General features: G+C 70.5%; 17 protein-coding genes. 16 read left to right on the top strand and 1 reads right to left on the bottom strand.

What is annotated here, in order from left to right:
• The first annotated feature begins 70 nt into the window (after positions 1-70).
• The 5 genes from dop (at position 71) to prcA (ending at position 4202) form a co-directional block, all read left to right on the top strand.
• A complete protein-coding gene (gene dop / locus BGK67_RS08905) occupies positions 71-1582 on the top strand; it encodes a depupylase/deamidase Dop (RefSeq protein WP_069919570.1) in 1512 nt (503 codons plus the stop codon).
• A 175-nt stretch (positions 1583-1757) separates the two neighbouring features.
• Complete coding sequence (locus BGK67_RS08900) at positions 1758-1970, top strand: ubiquitin-like protein Pup (protein ID WP_030233608.1); 213 nt, start codon at positions 1758-1760, stop codon at positions 1968-1970.
• A 117-nt stretch (positions 1971-2087) separates the two neighbouring features.
• On the top strand, positions 2088-2600 hold the full coding sequence (locus BGK67_RS36110) for an endonuclease VII domain-containing protein (protein ID WP_079154091.1): 513 nt from the start codon (positions 2088-2090) through the stop codon (positions 2598-2600).
• Positions 2552-3391 carry a proteasome subunit beta gene (gene prcB / locus BGK67_RS08895; protein WP_069919569.1) on the top strand — a complete coding sequence of 280 codons (840 nt, stop codon included), beginning with the start codon at positions 2552-2554 and terminating at the stop codon, positions 3389-3391. Before BGK67_RS36110 ends, prcB begins: the two co-directional genes overlap by 49 nt.
• 46 nt (positions 3392-3437) lie before the next feature.
• Entirely contained in the window at positions 3438-4202 is a 765-nt protein-coding gene (gene prcA, locus BGK67_RS08890; RefSeq protein ID WP_079154090.1) for a proteasome subunit alpha, read from the top strand.
• A 63-nt stretch (positions 4203-4265) separates the two neighbouring features.
• Here prcA and BGK67_RS08885 read toward each other — a convergent pair whose 3' ends face one another.
• Positions 4266-5267: a LacI family DNA-binding transcriptional regulator gene (locus tag BGK67_RS08885; protein WP_069919567.1), complete on the bottom strand. Its 1002-nt coding sequence runs from the start codon at positions 5265-5267 to the stop codon at positions 4266-4268.
• A 163-nt stretch (positions 5268-5430) separates the two neighbouring features.
• Here BGK67_RS08885 and BGK67_RS08880 point away from each other — a divergent pair, with 163 nt between their 5' ends.
• The 11 genes from BGK67_RS08880 (at position 5431) to BGK67_RS08830 (ending at position 16796) form a co-directional block, all read left to right on the top strand.
• Positions 5431-6693 carry an MFS transporter gene (locus tag BGK67_RS08880; RefSeq protein WP_069919566.1) on the top strand — a complete coding sequence of 421 codons (1263 nt, stop codon included), beginning with the start codon at positions 5431-5433 and terminating at the stop codon, positions 6691-6693.
• 117 nt (positions 6694-6810) lie between these two features.
• A complete protein-coding gene (gene pafA / locus BGK67_RS08875) occupies positions 6811-8172 on the top strand; it encodes a Pup--protein ligase (RefSeq protein ID WP_030655944.1) in 1362 nt (453 codons plus the stop codon).
• Positions 8173-8289: 117 nt separating this feature from the next.
• Entirely contained in the window at positions 8290-9231 is a 942-nt protein-coding gene (locus BGK67_RS08870) for an FKBP-type peptidyl-prolyl cis-trans isomerase (RefSeq protein WP_069919565.1), read from the top strand.
• Between the two features lie 31 nt (positions 9232-9262).
• A complete protein-coding gene (locus tag BGK67_RS08865; RefSeq protein WP_069919564.1) occupies positions 9263-9658 on the top strand; it encodes an FKBP-type peptidyl-prolyl cis-trans isomerase in 396 nt (131 codons plus the stop codon).
• Between the two features lie 124 nt (positions 9659-9782).
• Complete coding sequence (locus BGK67_RS08860; RefSeq protein WP_069919563.1) at positions 9783-10739, top strand: helix-turn-helix transcriptional regulator; 957 nt, start codon at positions 9783-9785, stop codon at positions 10737-10739.
• A gap of 43 nt (positions 10740-10782) precedes the next feature.
• Entirely contained in the window at positions 10783-11751 is a 969-nt protein-coding gene (locus BGK67_RS08855) for a helix-turn-helix transcriptional regulator (protein WP_069919562.1), read from the top strand.
• A 15-nt stretch (positions 11752-11766) separates the two neighbouring features.
• The gene (locus tag BGK67_RS08850) at positions 11767-12021 is read left to right on the top strand and encodes a CpXC domain-containing protein (protein ID WP_069919561.1); all 255 of its coding nucleotides are present in this window, start codon (positions 11767-11769) and stop codon (positions 12019-12021) included.
• Between the two features lie 26 nt (positions 12022-12047).
• On the top strand, positions 12048-12248 hold the full coding sequence (locus tag BGK67_RS08845) for a hypothetical protein (RefSeq protein WP_069919560.1): 201 nt from the start codon (positions 12048-12050) through the stop codon (positions 12246-12248).
• A 183-nt stretch (positions 12249-12431) separates the two neighbouring features.
• Positions 12432-12728, top strand: coding sequence for a Sec-independent protein translocase subunit TatA (tatA, locus tag BGK67_RS08840; protein ID WP_069919559.1), 297 nt, complete (start codon positions 12432-12434; stop codon positions 12726-12728).
• A 47-nt stretch (positions 12729-12775) separates the two neighbouring features.
• Positions 12776-13741: a twin-arginine translocase subunit TatC gene (gene tatC / locus BGK67_RS08835; RefSeq protein WP_069919558.1), complete on the top strand. Its 966-nt coding sequence runs from the start codon at positions 12776-12778 to the stop codon at positions 13739-13741.
• Positions 13742-13955: 214 nt separating this feature from the next.
• On the top strand, positions 13956-16796 hold the full coding sequence (locus BGK67_RS08830; protein WP_069919557.1) for a DEAD/DEAH box helicase: 2841 nt from the start codon (positions 13956-13958) through the stop codon (positions 16794-16796).
• The last annotated feature ends 42 nt before the right edge of the window (positions 16797-16838 follow it).

Raw genomic sequence — 16838 nt, 5'->3', positions numbered from 1 at the left:
ACGCAACGGAGCACCAGCGGTACTTGAGCGCCGCTCCCGAAGGGGAACGCCGCCGGGCAAGGAGGGCCGCATGACCGTACGGCGAGTAATGGGGATCGAGACGGAGTACGGGATCTCCGTCCCGGGGCACCCGAACGCCAATGCCATGCTCACCTCGTCCCAGATCGTCAACGCCTACGCGGCGGCGATGCACCGGGCGCGCCGCGCCCGCTGGGACTTCGAGGAGGAGAATCCGCTGCGGGACGCCCGCGGCTTCGACCTCGCCCGCGAGGCCGCCGACACCAGCCAGCTCACCGACGAGGACATCGGCCTCGCCAACGTGATCCTCACGAACGGCGCCCGCCTCTACGTCGACCACGCGCACCCCGAGTACAGCTCCCCGGAGATCACCAACCCGCTCGACGCCGTGCTCTGGGACAAGGCCGGCGAACGGATCATGGCCGAAGCCGCCGTCCGGGCAGCCCAGCTCCCCGGCGCGCAGCCGATCCACCTCTACAAGAACAACACCGACAACAAGGGCGCCTCCTACGGCACCCACGAGAACTACCTGATGAAGCGGGAGACCCCCTTCTCGGAGATCGTCCGCCACCTGACCCCCTTCTTCGTCTCCCGCCAGGTCGTGACCGGCGCCGGACGCGTGGGCATCGGCCAGGACGGCCGCGAACACGGCTTCCAGATCAGCCAGCGGGCCGACTACTTCGAGGTCGAGGTCGGCCTGGAGACCACCCTGAAGCGGCCCATCATCAACACCCGCGACGAACCGCACTCGGACGCCGAGAAGTACCGCCGCCTGCACGTGATCATCGGCGACGCGAACCTGTCCGAGATCTCCACCTACCTCAAGCTCGGCACCACGGCGCTGGTCCTGTCCATGATCGAGGACGGGTTCATCACCGTCGACCTCGCCGTCGACCAGCCGGTGCGCACCCTGCACCAGGTCTCCCACGACCCCGACCTGAAGCACCTGATCACACTGCGCAGCGGCCGGACCCTGACCGCCGTACAGCTGCAGATGGAGTACTTCGAGCTGGCCAGGAAGTACGTGGAGGAGCGGTTCGGCTCGGACGTGGACGAGCAGACCGCGGACGTGCTGACCCGCTGGGAGGACGTGCTGGGCCGGCTGGAGACCGACCCGATGAGCCTGTCGGGGGAGCTCGACTGGATCGCCAAACGAGAGATCCTGGAGGGCTACCGGCGCCGGGACGGACTGGGCTGGGACGCGGCGCGGCTGCACCTGGTCGACCTCCAGTACTCGGACGTGCGGCCGGAGAAGGGCCTGTACAACCGGCTGGCGGCCCGCGGCAAGATGCGGCGGCTGGTGACCGAGCAGGACGTGGAGCGGGCCCGTAGCAAGCCGCCGGAGGACACCCGGGCGTACTTCAGGGGCCGGTGCCTGGAGCAGTACGCGGACGACGTGGCCGCGGCGTCCTGGGACTCGGTGATCTTCGACCTCCCGGGGCACGACTCGCTCCAGCGGGTCCCCACCCTGGAGCCCCTGCGGGGCACGCGGGCGCACGTGAAGGAGCTCCTGGACCGGTGCCGCACGGCGGAGGATCTGGTGCGGGTGCTTTCGGGGCGCTGAGCGGGCCTGAAAGCCCTCCGGGCCGGGAATCATGAAGACAGCCGGACGTTGTGAAAGTACGAGGACGAATGTCAGACCCTCCTTGTAGGGTCGGACGTAGGGTCTGATCTTGAGGGATCCCGAATTCCCGGGGTCCCTCGACGTGAGCGTGCGAACCGAGCGGGGTGAGGTAGACATGGCGACCAAGGACACCGGCGGCGGACAGCAGAAGGCGACGCGCTCGACCGAGGAGGTCGAGGAGGCGGCGGTCGAGGAATCGACCGACCTCAAGGAGCGCCAGGAAAAGCTCTCCGACGACGTCGACTCCGTACTTGACGAAATCGATGATGTGCTCGAGGAGAACGCCGAGGACTTCGTGCGCTCCTTCGTTCAGAAGGGTGGCGAGTGATTTCACCTTTGAATCAAAGGTGAAAGCTCGCGAGGAGGGTGTGTGTCGGGGGTGGAAAAGCGATGTCCACGGTGTGGCTTACTCAAGCCACTTGAGGACTTCGCTGCCAACAAAGCGATGCGTGACGGCCTGCAGTGCTACTGCAGGCCGTGCGCAGCCGAATATCACCAGCAGCGCCAGAAGGCCAAGGGGAATAACGTTCGTCCCCGCGTCGCAGCCCCCGTGGGGCACAAGTACTGCCGTCGGTGTGGGGAGATCAAGCCTCACTCGGAATGGGACAAGAACAAGACAGCTTCGGATGGGCTGTCGACACGCTGTAAGGCGTGTCGATCGGTCGAGAGCCGAGCGGCGCATCTCAAGCGTGCGTACGGCATGACGGAGGCCGAGCGGGACGAAATGATCGCAGCGCAGGACGGGCTCTGTTGGATCTGCCAAAAGGCTCCGGCCGTGCATGTGGATCACTGTCACCAGACGGGTAAGGTCCGAGGCGTACTGTGCTTCAACTGCAACTCGGCCATCGGCAAGTTGGGAGACGATCCCGACACTCTGCGTCGGGCCATCTCATACCTGGAGGGACACGCGTGGAAGCCAACAATCGTGGCACAGGGCGTCTACCGGCAGCCTTCCTGACGCCGGGGTCGTCGTCCTTCATGGACTTCCTGGGCGCGCATTCGCCCGAGATGCTGCCCGGCAACCGCAAGCTGCCGGAGGGCGTCGTCGAGGCGCCGCACGGGACGACCATCGTCGCCGCCACCTTCCCCGGCGGGGTCGTCCTCGCCGGCGACCGGCGCGCGACTATGGGGAACATGATCGCGCAGCGGGACATCGAGAAGGTGTTCCCGGCCGACGAGTACTCCGCCGTCGGCATCGCCGGTACGGCCGGCCTGGCCGTGGAGATGGTGAAGCTGTTCCAGCTGGAGCTGGAGCACTTCGAGAAGGTCGAGGGGACGACCCTCTCGTTGGAGGGCAAGGCGAACCGCCTGTCCACCATGATCCGGAGCAATCTGGGCATGGCGATGCAGGGGCTGGCCGTCGTGCCGCTCTTCGCCGGGTACGACGAGGCCAAGGAGAAGGGCCGGATCTTCTCCTACGACGTGACCGGCGGCCGCTCCGAGGAGCACGGCTACGCCGCCACCGGGTCGGGCTCGATCTTCGCCCGCGGTTCGATGAAGAAGCTCTTCCGTCCCGACCTGACGGAGGAGCAGGCCACCACGCTGGTCGTGCAGGCGCTGTACGACGCCGCCGACGACGACTCGGCGACCGGTGGGCCGGACCTGTACCGCCACATCTATCCGATCGTGACCGTCATCACGGACGAGGGATTCCGCAGGCTGACGGACGAGGAGTCGCAGGAACTCGCCCGTGCGGTCACCAACCGCCGTCTCGAGCAGCCCGACGGCCCGCGCGCCGCCCTGCTCTGACCATCCGTCTCCCTGTAGGAGCCCAGAAGAAAGGGACGGACAGCCGGTGTCGACTCCGTTCTATGTGTCACCCCAGCAGGCCATGGCCGACCGGGCGGAATACGCCCGGAAGGGCATCGCCCGCGGCCGCAGCCTCGTCGTGCTGCAGTACGCCGACGGCATCGTGTTCGTCGGCGAGAACCCGTCCCGTGCGCTGCACAAGTTCAGCGAGATCTACGACCGGATCGGCTTCGCGGCCGCCGGCAAGTACAACGAGTACGAGAACCTGCGGATCGGCGGTGTGCGCTACGCGGATCTGCGCGGCTACACCTACGACCGTGACGATGTGACGGCCCGTGGGCTGGCCAACGTGTACGCGCAGACGCTCGGCACGATCTTCTCCAGTGCCGGGGAGAAGCCGTACGAGGTGGAGCTGGTGGTGGCCGAGGTCGGTGCGACCGCGGCCGGGGACCAGATCTACCGGCTTCCGCACGACGGTTCGATCGTGGACGAGCACGGCTCGGTCGCGGTCGGCGGCAACGCGGAGCAGATCAGTACCTTCCTGGACCAGCGGCACCGGGACGGCATGACCCTGGCGGAGGCGCTGAAGCTGGCGGTGCAGGCGCTGTCCAGCCAGGCCAACGGCGCCGACAAGGCGATTCCGGCGGAGCGGCTGGAGGTCGCCGTGCTCGACCGGACGCGGGCGCAGCAGCGCAAGTTCAAGCGGATCCGCGGCCGGCAGCTGGCGCGGCTGCTGGAGGCGGACGTCCCGGCGGCGGCGCAGGCCGATGCCGTGTCGAACGACGAGGCTCCGGAGGACGACGCGGAGTAGTTCCGCCGGTTCCGTGTGAAGCCCCGGTGCGCCCCTCGCGGGCGGGCCGGGGCTTCGTCGTGTTCAGCGGGCGGCGGGGGCGGGGCCGGAGGAGTCGCGGACGACCAGCTGGACGGGGATGTCGGGGGCGGTCCAGGTTGCGCCGTCGAGGACGGCGAGGAGGGCGCTCATGCCCTGTTCGCCGACGCGTTCGGCGGGGAGGTGGACGGTGGTGAGCTCGGGATCGACGGCGGTGGCCAGGGCGAGGTCGTCGAAGCCGGTGACGGAGAGGTCGGCGGGGACGTGCAGGCCGAGGCGGCGGGCGGCCTTGCAGGCGCCGGCGGCGAGGATGTCGTCGTCGCAGACGATGGCGGTGGGCCGGTCCCCGGGGGCCGCGAGGGCGGCCTCCATGGCCGTACGGGCGCCGTCCACACTGAGCTCGGCCCGTACGGTGCGCAGCTGGGCGTGGGGGTGCAGGCGGGCGCTGAGGGCTTCGGCGCGGATGTGGAAGGTCCAGGAGTCGACGGCGGAGGCGAGGTGGAGGAAGCGCCGGTGGCCGAGGGCGAGGAGGTGTTCGGTGACCTGGCGCATGCCGTCGGCCATGGCGAGGTTGACGTGGGCGGCGGCGGTTGTGGCGGCGGGGTCGCTGTCGAGCATGACGAGGGGGAGGCCGTCGCCGCCGAGGGCGTCGAGGGCGCCGGCGGCCATGGAGGAGGCGATGACTCCGTCGAGGGCGGCGCGGGCGGAGGCGAAGGGGTCGCGGGCGGGGCCGGTGCCGTCGGGGGAGGGGTAGAGGACGACGCCGAAGCCGTGTTCGGCGGCGATGCGGGCGGCGCCGGTGTAGACGCGGGCGAAGAACTCGTTGGTGAGGGCGGGGACGACGAGGAGGGCGGTGCGGGTGGTGCCGAGGCGGAGGTTGCGGGCGGCGAGGTTGGGGCGGTAGCCGACGCGGGCGGCTGTTTCGCGGACGTGGTCGGCGGTGCGCGGGGAGACGCGGCCGCGCCATTTTTCGCCGAGGACGAGGGAGACGGTGGCCTGGGAGACCCCTGCGGCGGTGGCCACGTCCCGGCTGGTGGGTCTGGTCACACGGGCTCCTGGGGTGCGGGGGTCGGCGGGGGTGGCGGGGGTGGCGGGGTGGTCGCGGGTGGCGCTGGGTGGACCCGTGAGCTGTGGCCATGGTACGTATGACGAGCACGTTATACGTATGACTTGGCTACTCCCGGCTCGATCCGGGCAGAAGGGGGCGCTCATGGCCGCGGGATACGCGGAGCTGCTCAGGACCCGGCACGCCGCGAGGCTGCTGGTGGGCACGCTCATAGGCCGGCTGCCCAATGCCACGGCGCCGATCGCGATCGTGCTGCTGACGCGGGCCGAGGGCGGCAGCTACAGCCTGGCGGGGGCGCTGGCCGCCGCGTACGGGGTGGCGAACGCGGTGGGCCAGCCGCTGCTCGGTCGGGCGGTGGACCTGTTCGGGCAGCCGCGGGTCCAGCTGCCGGCCGCGGTGCTCTCCGCGCTGGGCATGGTGTGGCTGGCCGCGGCGGGTACCGGGGCGGTGGCGGCCGCGTACGCCGCGGTGGTTGTCGCGGGGCTGTTCACGCCGCCGCTGGAGGGCGGACTGCGGGCGCTGTGGCCGGGCGTGCTGGGCGGCAAGGAGGAGCGGGTGCACGCCGCGTACGCGATGGACGCGGTGGCCCAGGAGGTCATGTTCACCGTCGGTCCGCTGCTGGTGACGCTGTTCGTGTCGATGTGGTCGCCGGCCGGGGCGCTGCTCGCGCTGAACGCGATCGGGGTGCTGGGCGCGCTGTCGGTGGTGGTGAGCGAGCCCTCCCGCACGTGGCGTTCGGCGCCGCGCGAGGCCCACTGGCTGGGGGCGCTGCGCTCGCGGGGTCTGCTGGCCCTGCTGGGTGCGTTCTTCTTCGTGGGGACGGCGCTGGGGTCGATCACCGTGGCGGGTGTGGCGTACGCGGACGACCACGGGGACCAGGCGGTGTACGGGTGGCTGATGGCGGCGCTGGGGCTGGGCGCGCTGATCGGCGGTGTGTTCTACGGGTCCCGCGAGTGGGCGGGCGCGCCGGAGCGGCGGCTGCGGATGCTCGTGGCGCTGCTGGCGCTGTGCTACCTGCCGCTGTTGCTGACGCCGGGGCCGGTGGCGATGACGCTGCTGGCGGCGCTGGCGGGGGTGTTCCTGGCGCCGGCGCTGGCGTGCGCGTTCATCGTGGTGGATCGGCACGCCCCGGCGGGCACGGTGACGGAGGCGTTCTCGTGGCTGGTGACGTTCTTCGGCGTGGGCGCGGCGATCGGTACGGCGGCGGCGGGGCCGGCGGTGGAGCTGGGCGGTACGGCCGCGGGCTTCGGTGTGGCGGGCGTGGCGGGTTTCGCGGCGCTGCTGGTGCTGACGGCCACTCAGCGGGTGCTGGCGACCGCGGGCCCGGGCCGAGCGGTGGCGGGGTCGGCTGAGGGGTCGTCCGAAAGGGCCGCCGAGGTGCCGTCGGGGGCGCGCGCGGAGGGCTGATCGGGGGCCGGGCGGGCGGGCGGCCGGCCGGGTGTGTCGGGGCCGCCGTCGGAAACTGATCGGAATGGCGCTCTCGAACCCGGTTTCAGAAGAGGGCAGAAGGCGTAATGTTCAGTCATGGACCGCCGCATTTTCGGGCTGGAGAACGAGTACGGCGTCACGTGCACGTTCAGGGGACAGCGCCGACTGTCTCCTGACGAAGTGGCGCGCTACCTCTTCCGCCGTGTTGTGTCATGGGGCCGCAGCAGCAATGTCTTCCTGCGGAACGGCGCCCGTCTGTACCTCGACGTGGGCTCGCATCCGGAATATGCAACTCCCGAATGCGACAACGTGACCGAACTGGTCACGCACGACAAGGCCGGCGAGCGCATTCTCGAAGGACTGCTCGTCGACGCTGAACGCCGCCTGCACGAGGAGGGAATCGCGGGCGACGTCTATCTGTTCAAGAACAACACCGACTCGGCGGGCAACTCGTACGGCTGCCACGAGAACTACCTGGTGGCCCGGCACGGGGAATTCTCCCGCCTGGCGGACATTCTCATTCCCTTCCTCGTCACGCGGCAGCTGATCTGCGGTGCGGGCAAGGTGCTCCAGACCCCTCGGGGCGCGGTCTACTGCGTGAGCCAGCGGGCCGAGCACATCTGGGAGGGCGTCAGCTCCGCGACCACCCGTTCGCGGCCGATCATCAACACCCGCGACGAGCCGCACGCGGATGCCGAGCGCTACCGCCGGCTCCACGTGATCGTGGGCGACTCGAACATGTCCGAGACGACCATGCTGCTGAAGGTCGGGGCCACCGACCTGGTGCTGCGCATGATCGAGGCGGGCACGGTGATGCGGGACCTGACCCTGGAGAACCCGATCCGGGCGATCCGCGAGGTCAGCCACGACATCACCGGTCAGCGCAAGGTGCGCCTGGCGAGCGGCCGGGAGGCCTCGGCGCTGGAGATCCAGCGGGAGTACTACGACAAGGCGGTGGACTTCGCCGAACGGCGGGGCATCCGTACCGGCGTGGTGGACCAGGTGCTGGAGCTGTGGGGCCGCACGCTCGACGCGATCGAGGCGGAGGACCTGGACCGGATCGGGACCGAGATCGACTGGGTCATGAAGTACCAGCTGATCGAGCGGTACCGGGGCAAGCACAACATGACCATGTCGAATCCGCGGGTGGCCCAGATAGACCTCGCGTACCACGACATCCACCGCCGGCGCGGGCTGTACTACCTGCTGGAGCGCAAGGGGCAGGCGGCGCGGATCTGCAACGACCTGAAGATCTTCGAGGGCAAGTCGGTGCCTCCGCAGACGACGCGGGCGCGGCTGCGCGGTGACTTCATCCGCCGGGCGCAGGAGCAGCGGCGCGACTTCACGGTGGACTGGGTCCATCTGAAGCTGAACGACCAGGCGCAGCGGACGGTGCTGTGCAAGGACCCGTTCCGGTCGGTGGACGACCGCGTGGAGAAGCTGATCGCCGGCATGTGAGTGCGCGGTGTGACATAGCACCGATCTTGGGAAGGGCCCCGTGCGGTCTCGTACGGGGCCCTTCCCACGGCTTAGAGTGGCGGGCGACCGCCTTGCCGTCTGAGATCTGAGGAACACGTGCGCCGACTTGCCGGCCTGCTTGTCGTACCCCTGCTGCTGCTGTCGACAGCGGCGTGTGGCGACGACAGCGGCTCCGACTCCGCCCAGATGAAGAACGGGGTGCCCGCGATCACCAAGGGCGCCAAGTTCGGGGAGACGCCCACCCTGTCGAAGGGGGAGGGCGAGCCGCCCAAGGACCTGAAGGTGGAGACCCTCAGCGCGGGCGACGGCCCGGCGCTGAAGAAGGGCGACATCGCCCAGGTCAACTACCTCGGCCAGGTGTGGGACGGCAAGGAGCCGTTCGACGCCAGCTTCGGCAAGGGCAAGCCGTTCGACGTGACCATCGGCGCGGGCATGGTCATCAAGGGCTGGGACCAGGGCCTCGAGGGCCAGAAGGTCGGCAGCCGCGTCGAGCTGGTCATCCCGCCGGCGCTCGGTTACGGCGAGCAGGGCTCGGGCGACAAGATCAAGCCGAACGCCACGCTGGTCTTCGTCGTGGACATCGTCAAGGGCACCTCCGTCCCGGCCTCGGCCACGGGCAAGGAGGTCGCCCAGGAGAACAAGGACCTGCCCAAGGTCGGCACGAACACGGACGGCAAGGAAGTCTCCGTGACCGTCCCGAAGGACACCGCCGAGCCGGGCAAGCTGGTCTCGAACTACGTCCTCGAGGGCGACGGCGCCGTGGTGAAGGACACCGACAACGTCGTCGTCAAGTTCAACGGGAAGACGTGGAAGGACGACAAGACCTTCGAGAGCACGTACACGAGCGACACGACGGTCACCTGGCCGATGGAGCAGCTGTCGGTCAAGGGCCTGAAGGAAGGCCTCATCGGCAAGAAGGTCGGCAGCCGCATCCTGCTGGTCATCCCGCCGGACCTGGCCTTCGGCGACAAGGAGCAGGGCACCATCCCGGCCAAGTCGACGCTGGTGTTCAGCCTCGACATCCTCGCCGTGATGTAAGACTGTTCCGGTTGGGCCCCCGTTCGTACGCATGAGGAGCAGTTCCGTGAGCGACAAGCTCGAGAAGCCCGAGATCGACTTCTACGAGGGCGGCGTTCCGGCCGACCTGGTGATCAAGGAGATCTGGGAGGGCGACGGCGCCGAGGCCAAGGCCGGCGACTTCGTCAAGGTCCACTACGTGGGTGTCGCCCTCTCCACCGGTGAGGAGTTCGACGCCTCCTGGAACCGCGGGGCCCCGCTGGACTTCAAGCTGGGCGCCGGCCAGGTCATCACGGGCTGGGACCGGGGCATCCAGGGCATGAAGGTCGGCGGCCGCCGCCAGCTCGTCATCCCCGCGCACCTCGCCTACGGTGACCGCGGCGCGGGCGGCGGCGTGATCGCCCCGGGCGAGACGCTGATCTTCGTCTGCGACCTGATCGCCGTCTGATCCCAGGACGCGCACGTTGAGGGCCCCCGCCGTGAGGCGGGGGCCCTCGCTTTTGTCCGGGCCCGCCGGGACGGTACGGTCAGCGCTCACGAGTGTGTGTGTCGAGAACGGGGGAACGGCGTCGATGGCGATTGCCAAGGCCGAGCGGCTGATGAATCTGGCGCTGTGCCTGCTGGGCACCCGACGGCCGCTGAGCAAGCGGGAGTTGCGCGGTTCCATCGAGGCCTACATGGAAGCCGGCAACGACGAGTCCTTCAACCGCATGTTCGAGCGGGACAAGGACGATCTGCGCGAACTCGGCCTCGTCATCGAGACGGTGGAGAACCTGGAGGGCGAAACCGGCTACCTGGCCCGCCGCGACAGCAACCGGCTGCCCCCCGTCTCCCTGGACGCCGAGGAGGCCGCGGCCCTGGGTCTCGCGGCGAAGGTCTGGCAGCAGGCCCGGCTCGCCGGGGCCGCCAGCGGCGCCCTGCAGAAGCTGCGCGCCGGCGGGATGCCCGAGGCGGGGGACCCGTACGAGGGGCAGCACAGCGCCATCGAGCCGCGCATCCCGGTCCACGAGGCGGCCTTCGAGCCGCTGATGCTGGCCTGCCGCGACCGCCGGCCCGTCGTCTTCGACTACCGCAAGTCCACCGCCGCCACCCCCGGGACCCGGCAGGTGGAGCCATGGGCGCTGGAGTGCTGGCGCGGCCACTGGTACCTGGCCGGATTCGATCGCGACCGCGGAGCGGAGCGGGTGTTCCGGCTCTCCCGGATCACCGGCAAGGTGCGCTCCCGCGCCGGCAGGTACACCGCCGAGGTGCCGGACGTGGTGACCGTACGGGAGACCGTGGCGAGCTGGGCCGGGGAGAGCGCGGAACGCTCCGCGCTGATCCGGCTGCGCGCCGGGGCGGGCTACCCGCTGCGGGCCAAGGCCACCGCCGTGCGCGAGGGCGGGGACGGCTGGGACGAGCTGGAGATCCCCTACGGGCACGGGCTGGACGCCTGGCTCGTGGAGTTCGGCCCCGACGTGGTGGTCGTGGAGCCCGCCGACCTGCGGGCCGACGTGGTGGACCGGCTGCGCGCCGTCGCCCAGGGCTGACCCGAACACCTGTAGCTACGCCCTGAGGGGGAGACGTACCAGCATGGCTGCCAACGCCATCGACCAGACCCGCCGGATGCTGTCCCTGGTGACCTATCTGCGCGAGCGCCCGGGCGCGCACGTCGCCGACGTCGCGCGCGCCTTCGGGATCACCGAGGACGAGCTGATCTCGGACCTCGACGTCCTTCCCATGTGCGGGACCAGCTTCCGCGGCGGGGACCTGCTCGACATCGACACCGACGGCGAGCGGATCTGGTGGCGCAACCCCGACGCCTCGGGGGAGTCCACCGCCGAGCCGCTGCGGCTGGCCGCCGACGAGGCGACCGCGCTGCTGGTCGCCGCCCGCGCGGTGGCCACCCTGCCGGGGCTGCGCGAGGGCGACCGGGACGCGCTGCTGCGGGCCACCGCCAAGCTGGAGGCCGCGGCGGGCGAGGCCGCCGGGGCCAGCTCCCGGCTGTCGGTGACCTTCGAATCGGAGGGCGGGGTCTTCGCGGACGTCGACCGGGCCATCGCCGAGCGGCGCCGGCTGTGGCTGCGGTACTACTCGCCGGCGCGCGACGAGCTCACCGAGCGCAAGGTCGACCCGATCCGGCTCTTCGCGGTCGGGCACACCTACATGGAGGGGTGGTGCCACCTCTCCGAGGCCCGGCGCACCTTCCGCCTGGACCGGGTGGCCGAGATCCGGCTGCTGGACGAGCGGGCCGAGCCGCCCGCCATCGAGCCGCGCGACCTGTCCGAGGGGCTGGTCCAGCCGGCCGCCGAGGACCCGGAGGTGGTGGTCGAGGTCGGGCCCGGCGGGCGCTGGGTGGCCGAGTACTACCCGCACGACAGCGCGGAGGAACTGGAGGGGGGCGGCCTGCGGATCACGCTGCGCAGCCCGGACCCGGCCTCGCTGCGCCGGCTCGCGCTGCGGCTGGGCCGCGAGGGGCGGATCGTGGCCCCCGCGGAGCTGGCGGACAGCGCGCGCAGCGCGGCCCGGGAAGCACTCGCGGGGTACGGCGAGCAGGTCTGAGGGGAGCAGCGGTCGATGTCGCCTGTGTCGGGTACGTCAGTTTCTTCGGCTTCAACGGGGTGCGTGGCCTTCAAGGCGGCGTGTCCCGACTGCAGCGCCCGCTTCGAGCTGGACGCGGCGGCCCTGCGGCTGGTCATCGGCGGCAGCCGGCGGACCACCTTCTACTCCTTCACCTGCCCGCGGTGCGGTGCGTCCGTCCGCAAGCCCGCGGGGGAGCGCATCGTGGAACTGCTGACCGGGGGAGGAGTGAGCACCCTGCGCAGCGTCTGAGGCGTCCGGTGGCCTAGGCTCGTCCCATGCTGTGGCCGATGTTCGCAATTGCCCTGGGCTTCCTCGGGATCGCCGTCCTCGCCGTGCCCGCCGTACGGGTCTTCGTGGAGGTCCGCCGACTCTCCGGGCAGGTCGCGACGGCCAGCCGCCGGATCGCGGCCGCCACGGAGGACCTCGAGCGGGCCGCGGCCGACCTGGCCCGGACGGGCCGCGGGATGCGGCCGTAAAGCGGGACGAACCGGTGTGAACGAGGCGTGAACATCCGTCCCGCGTGCAAGCGGGGGTACCCCGGGGGATTGCCGGGCGTTAACCCCCGGGGGTTACGATCCTTGCCTGAGCGGTTACCGGATCCGTGTCCGAGCCGTCCACAGCCACCACAACCAGCCGTTTCGGTGAGAAGGAAGACACACATGATCGGCAATCTGAAGCCCCTTGAGATCCTTCTGATCATCGCTGTCATCGTGCTGCTGTTCGGCGCCAAGAAGCTCCCCGAGATGGCCCGTTCCCTCGGCAAGTCGGCCCGCATCCTCAAGAGCGAGGCCAAGGCCATGAAGAAGGACGGCGAGGCGGAGGACGCGGCCGCCGCGGCCCCGGTCGCCGACCAGGCCCCGCAGCAGCCCGTCGCCCCGCGCACCATCCAGGCGGCGCCCGGTGACGTCACCAGCTCGCGGCCCGTCAACGAGCCGAACCGCACCACCCAGGGCTGACCAAAGCCGGACACGCCAGTCATCTGCAACGAGACAAGGGACGTGGGTTGCTCAAGTCTGCCCGCAAGCAGGAGAAAAAAGGACGACAGGCCAAGGACGCCGAAGGGCGCATGCCTCTCGTCGAGCACCTGCGTGAGCTGCGAAACCGCCTGCTGAAGTCGGTCCTGGCGATCCTGGTGATCACGGCCGTCGCCGCCGTCTTCTACCGGGACATCATCAACTTCCTGCTGAAGCCGATGCTGGATTCGGTCGGCTGCACCAACGGGGTGGTGACCCAGCGTAACGGCCGGCCCTGCGCCGACATGACCGTGAACGGCCTGATCTCGGCGTTCTCGATCGCCCTGAAGGTCTCGCTGATGGCCGGTGTGGTGCTGTCCACTCCGGTGTGGCTCTACCAGCTGTGGGCGTTCACGGCGCCCGGGCTGCACCACCACGAGAAGAAGTACGCGCGCGCCTTCGTCGCGGTCGGCGCTCCGCTCTTCATGGCCGGCGCGGTCCTCGCGTACAAGATCCTTCCGCAGACCGCGATGATCCTGCTCGAGTTCACCCCGGACCACGCGCGCAACCTGCTGCCGGTCGACGACTACCTCGACCTGGTCGCCCGCATGGTGATCGTCTTCGGCCTGGCCTTCGAGCTGCCGCTGCTGCTGATCCTGCTCAACTTCACCGGCGTACTGACGGCGAAGCGACTGGCGAGCTGGTGGCGCGCCATGGTCCTGGGCATCACCGTCTTCGCCGCCTTCGCGACGCCCACCGGCGACCCGCTCACCATGCTGTCGCTGGCCGCCCCGATCGTGGCCCTCTACTTCGTCGCACTCGGCATCTGCCTGGTCAACGACCGCAGGCGCCGGCGCAACGACCCCGACGCGGGGCTCGACGACGACGAGGCCTCCGAGCTGGACCTCACCCCGGCGCCGATCGGCGAGAGGGAAGCGGTTCCCGCTCCCGCCGCGCTGCCCGGCCAGACGGACGGCGGCCGCCGGCGGATCAACGGCTACGACGACGCGACCTGACAGGTACGACGCTCTGCCCCGGCTGCGCGCCGCCGTCCGCGCGGGCGTGTGCAAGGGGCCCCCCGAGGCCACCTGAAGGTGCTCACCGCCTACGCCGACGGGGAGCCCGTCGGGCCGCTCCCCGTGCCCGCCCCGTGCGCCCCCGGGGCCCTGCGGCTGCTCACTTAAATGATCGCGACTGTTGTCAGAGGGGGCGGGTAGGCTCGATCACAAGATGACCGAAGAACTCTCACCGGCCGAGCGGTACGCCGCTGCCCGGATCCGCGCCGCCGAAGAGGCCAGCGCGCTGGCGCCCTTCCGCGAGATGTACGCATTCGACCTGGATCCGTACCAGGTCGAGGCCTGTAAGGCACTGGAGGCGGGCAAGGGCGTCCTGGTGGCCGCCCCGACCGGCTCGGGCAAGACGATCGTCGGCGAGTTCGCCGTGCACCTGGCCCTCCAGCAGGGCCGCAAGTGCTTCTACACGACGCCCATCAAGGCCCTGTCGAACCAGAAGTACGCCGACCTCGTCAAGCGCTACGGCGCCGACAAGGTGGGCCTGCTCACCGGCGACAACAGCGTCAACTCCGAAGCGCCGGTGGTCGTGATGACCACCGAGGTGCTCCGCAACATGCTGTACGCGGGCTCCCAGTCGCTGCGCGGCCTCGGGTACGTCGTGATGGACGAGGTGCACTACCTCTCCGACCGGTTCCGCGGAGCCGTCTGGGAGGAAGTGATCATCCACCTCCCCGAGTCGGTGACCCTGGTGTCACTGTCGGCCACCGTGTCCAACGCCGAGGAGTTCGGCGACTGGCTGGACACCGTGCGGGGCGACACCGAGGTGATCGTCTCGGAGGAGCGGCCCGTACCGCTGTGGCAGCACGTCATGGCCGGCCGCCGGATCTTCGACCTCTTCGAGGAGGAGTCCGACCACGGCGGCCGCGGCTCCGCCCGCCGCGAGGTCAATCCCGACCTGCTGCGGATGGCCCGCGAGGAGAACAGCCGCACCTACAGTCCCAAGGACCGGCGGCGCGGGAAGATGGTCCGCGAGGCCGACCGCGAGCGCGAGCGGCGCTCCCGCGGCCGGATCTGGACCCCTTCCCGGCCCGAGGTCATCGCCCGGCTCGACGGCGACGGGCTGCTGCCCGCCATCAACTTCATCTTCAGCCGGGCCGGCTGCGAGGCCGCCGTCCAGCAGTGCCTGTTCGCGGGCCTGCGGCTCAACGACGATTCCGCGCGCCTCAGGGTCCGCGAGATCGTCGAGGCGCGGACCGCCTCCATCCCCGACGAGGACCTGCACGTCCTGGGCTACTACGAGTGGCTCGAAGGCCTGGAGCGGGGCATCGCCGCGCACCACGCGGGCATGCTGCCCACCTTCAAGGAGGTCGTGGAGGAGCTCTTCGTACGGGGCCTGGTCAAGGCCGTCTTCGCCACCGAGACCCTGGCCCTGGGCATCAACATGCCGGCGCGCACGGTCATCCTGGAGAAGCTGGTCAAGTGGAACGGCGAGCAGCACGCCGACATCACCCCCGGCGAGTACACGCAGCTGACCGGCCGGGCCGGCCGGCGCGGCATCGACGTCGAGGGCCACGCGGTGGTGCTGTGGCAGCGGGGCATGGACCCGGCGGCGCTCGCCGGGCTCGCGGGTACCCGTACGTATCCGCTGCGCTCCAGCTTCAAGCCCTCCTACAACATGGCCGTGAACCTGGTCAGCCAGTTCGGGCGGCACCGCTCGCGCGAGCTGCTCGAAACCTCCTTCGCGCAGTTCCAGGCCGACCGCTCGGTCGTCGGGATCTCCCGGCAGGTGCAGCGCAACGAGGAGGGCCTGGAGGGCTACCGGGAGGGCATGACCTGCCACCTCGGAGACTTCGAGGAGTACGCGCAGCTGCGCCGGGACCTCAAGGACCGCGAGACCGAGCTGGCCAAGCAGGGCGCGGCGCAGCGGCGGGTGCAGGCGGCCAGTTCGCTGGAGAAGCTCAAGCCGGGCGACATCATCCACGTGCCGACGGGCAAGTTCGCCGGGCTCGCGCTGGTCCTGGACCCGGGCGTGCCGGCCGGGCGGGTCAACGGGCACCGCGGGTACGAGTACGCGGAGGGCCCGCGCCCGCTCGTGCTCACCGCCGAGCGGCAGGTCAAGCGGCTCGCCGCGATCGACTTCCCGGTTCCGGTGGAGGCCCTCGACCGGATGCGGATCCCCAAGACCTTCAACGCCCGCTCCCCGCAGTCCCGTCGGGACCTGGCCTCCCAACTGCGGTCCAAGGCAGGGCACATCACGCCGGAACGGCGCGGACGCGGCCGGGCCGCGGCGGCCGACGACCGCGAGATCGCCCGGCTCCGGGCGGAGCTGCGGGCGCACCCCTGCCACGGCTGCGACGAGCGCGAGGACCACGCCCGCTGGGCGGAGCGCTACCACCGGCTCAAGCGGGACACCCAGCAGCTGGAGCGGCGGATCGAGGGGCGGACGAACACCATCGCCCGCACCTTCGACCGCATCCACGCGCTCCTGACCGAGCTGGACTACCTGCGCGAGGACGAGGTCACCGCGCACGGCAAGCGGCTCGCCCGGCTGTACGGAGAGCTGGACCTGCTGGCCTCCGAGTGCCTGCGCGCGGGCATCTGGGAGGGTCTGAGCCCGGCCGAACTGGCCGCCTGCGTCTCGGCGCTGGTCTTCGAGGCACGGCAGTCCGACGACGCGGTCGCGCCGAAGGTGCCGGGCGGCGCGGCGAAGGCCGCCCTCGGCGAGATGGTCCGCATCTGGGGCCGGCTCGACGCCCTGGAGGAGGAGCACCGCATCAACCAGGCCGAGGGTGTGGGCCAGCGCGAGCCGGACCTCGGCTTCGCGTGGGCGGCCTACCAGTGGGCCTCCGACAAGAGCCTGGACGAGGTGCTGCGCGAGGCGGAGATGCCGGCCGGCGACTTCGTGCGCTGGTGCAAGCAGGTCATCGACGTGCTGGGGCAGGTCGCCGCCGCGGCCCCCTCGGCCTCGGGCGACAGCGGCAGCACGGTGGCCAGGAACGCCCGCAAGGCCGTGGACGCCCTGTTGCGGGGTGTGGTGGCCTACAGCTCCGTCGGCTAGGCGCTCTTGGGGCCACCGCCGGCGCGGCGCTGCGCATCGCGG

The organism is Streptomyces subrutilus, from assembly GCF_001746425.1.
GTDB classification, from domain to species: domain Bacteria; phylum Actinomycetota; class Actinomycetes; order Streptomycetales; family Streptomycetaceae; genus Streptomyces; species Streptomyces subrutilus_A.
The sequence above is the reverse complement of the archived record's forward strand: the minus strand, read 5'-3'. Positions and strand labels throughout refer to the sequence as shown.

Coding starts and splice junctions, on each gene's coding strand:
- BGK67_RS08865 (WP_069919564.1), top strand. CDS start 9,263: ATGAGGAGCAGTTCCGTGAGCGACAAGCTCGAGAAGCCCGAGATCGAC.
- dop (WP_069919570.1), top strand. CDS start 71: ATGACCGTACGGCGAGTAATGGGGATCGAGACGGAGTACGGGATCTCC.
- BGK67_RS08855 (WP_069919562.1), top strand. CDS start 10,783: ATGGCTGCCAACGCCATCGACCAGACCCGCCGGATGCTGTCCCTGGTG.
- BGK67_RS08880 (WP_069919566.1), top strand. CDS start 5,431: ATGGCCGCGGGATACGCGGAGCTGCTCAGGACCCGGCACGCCGCGAGG.
- pafA (WP_030655944.1), top strand. CDS start 6,811: ATGGACCGCCGCATTTTCGGGCTGGAGAACGAGTACGGCGTCACGTGC.
- BGK67_RS36110 (WP_079154091.1), top strand. CDS start 2,088: ATGCGTGACGGCCTGCAGTGCTACTGCAGGCCGTGCGCAGCCGAATAT.
- BGK67_RS08900 (WP_030233608.1), top strand. CDS start 1,758: ATGGCGACCAAGGACACCGGCGGCGGACAGCAGAAGGCGACGCGCTCG.
- tatA (WP_069919559.1), top strand. CDS start 12,432: ATGATCGGCAATCTGAAGCCCCTTGAGATCCTTCTGATCATCGCTGTC.
- BGK67_RS08860 (WP_069919563.1), top strand. CDS start 9,783: ATGGCGATTGCCAAGGCCGAGCGGCTGATGAATCTGGCGCTGTGCCTG.
- BGK67_RS08845 (WP_069919560.1), top strand. CDS start 12,048: ATGCTGTGGCCGATGTTCGCAATTGCCCTGGGCTTCCTCGGGATCGCC.
- BGK67_RS08830 (WP_069919557.1), top strand. CDS start 13,956: ATGACCGAAGAACTCTCACCGGCCGAGCGGTACGCCGCTGCCCGGATC.
- BGK67_RS08850 (WP_069919561.1), top strand. CDS start 11,767: ATGTCGCCTGTGTCGGGTACGTCAGTTTCTTCGGCTTCAACGGGGTGC.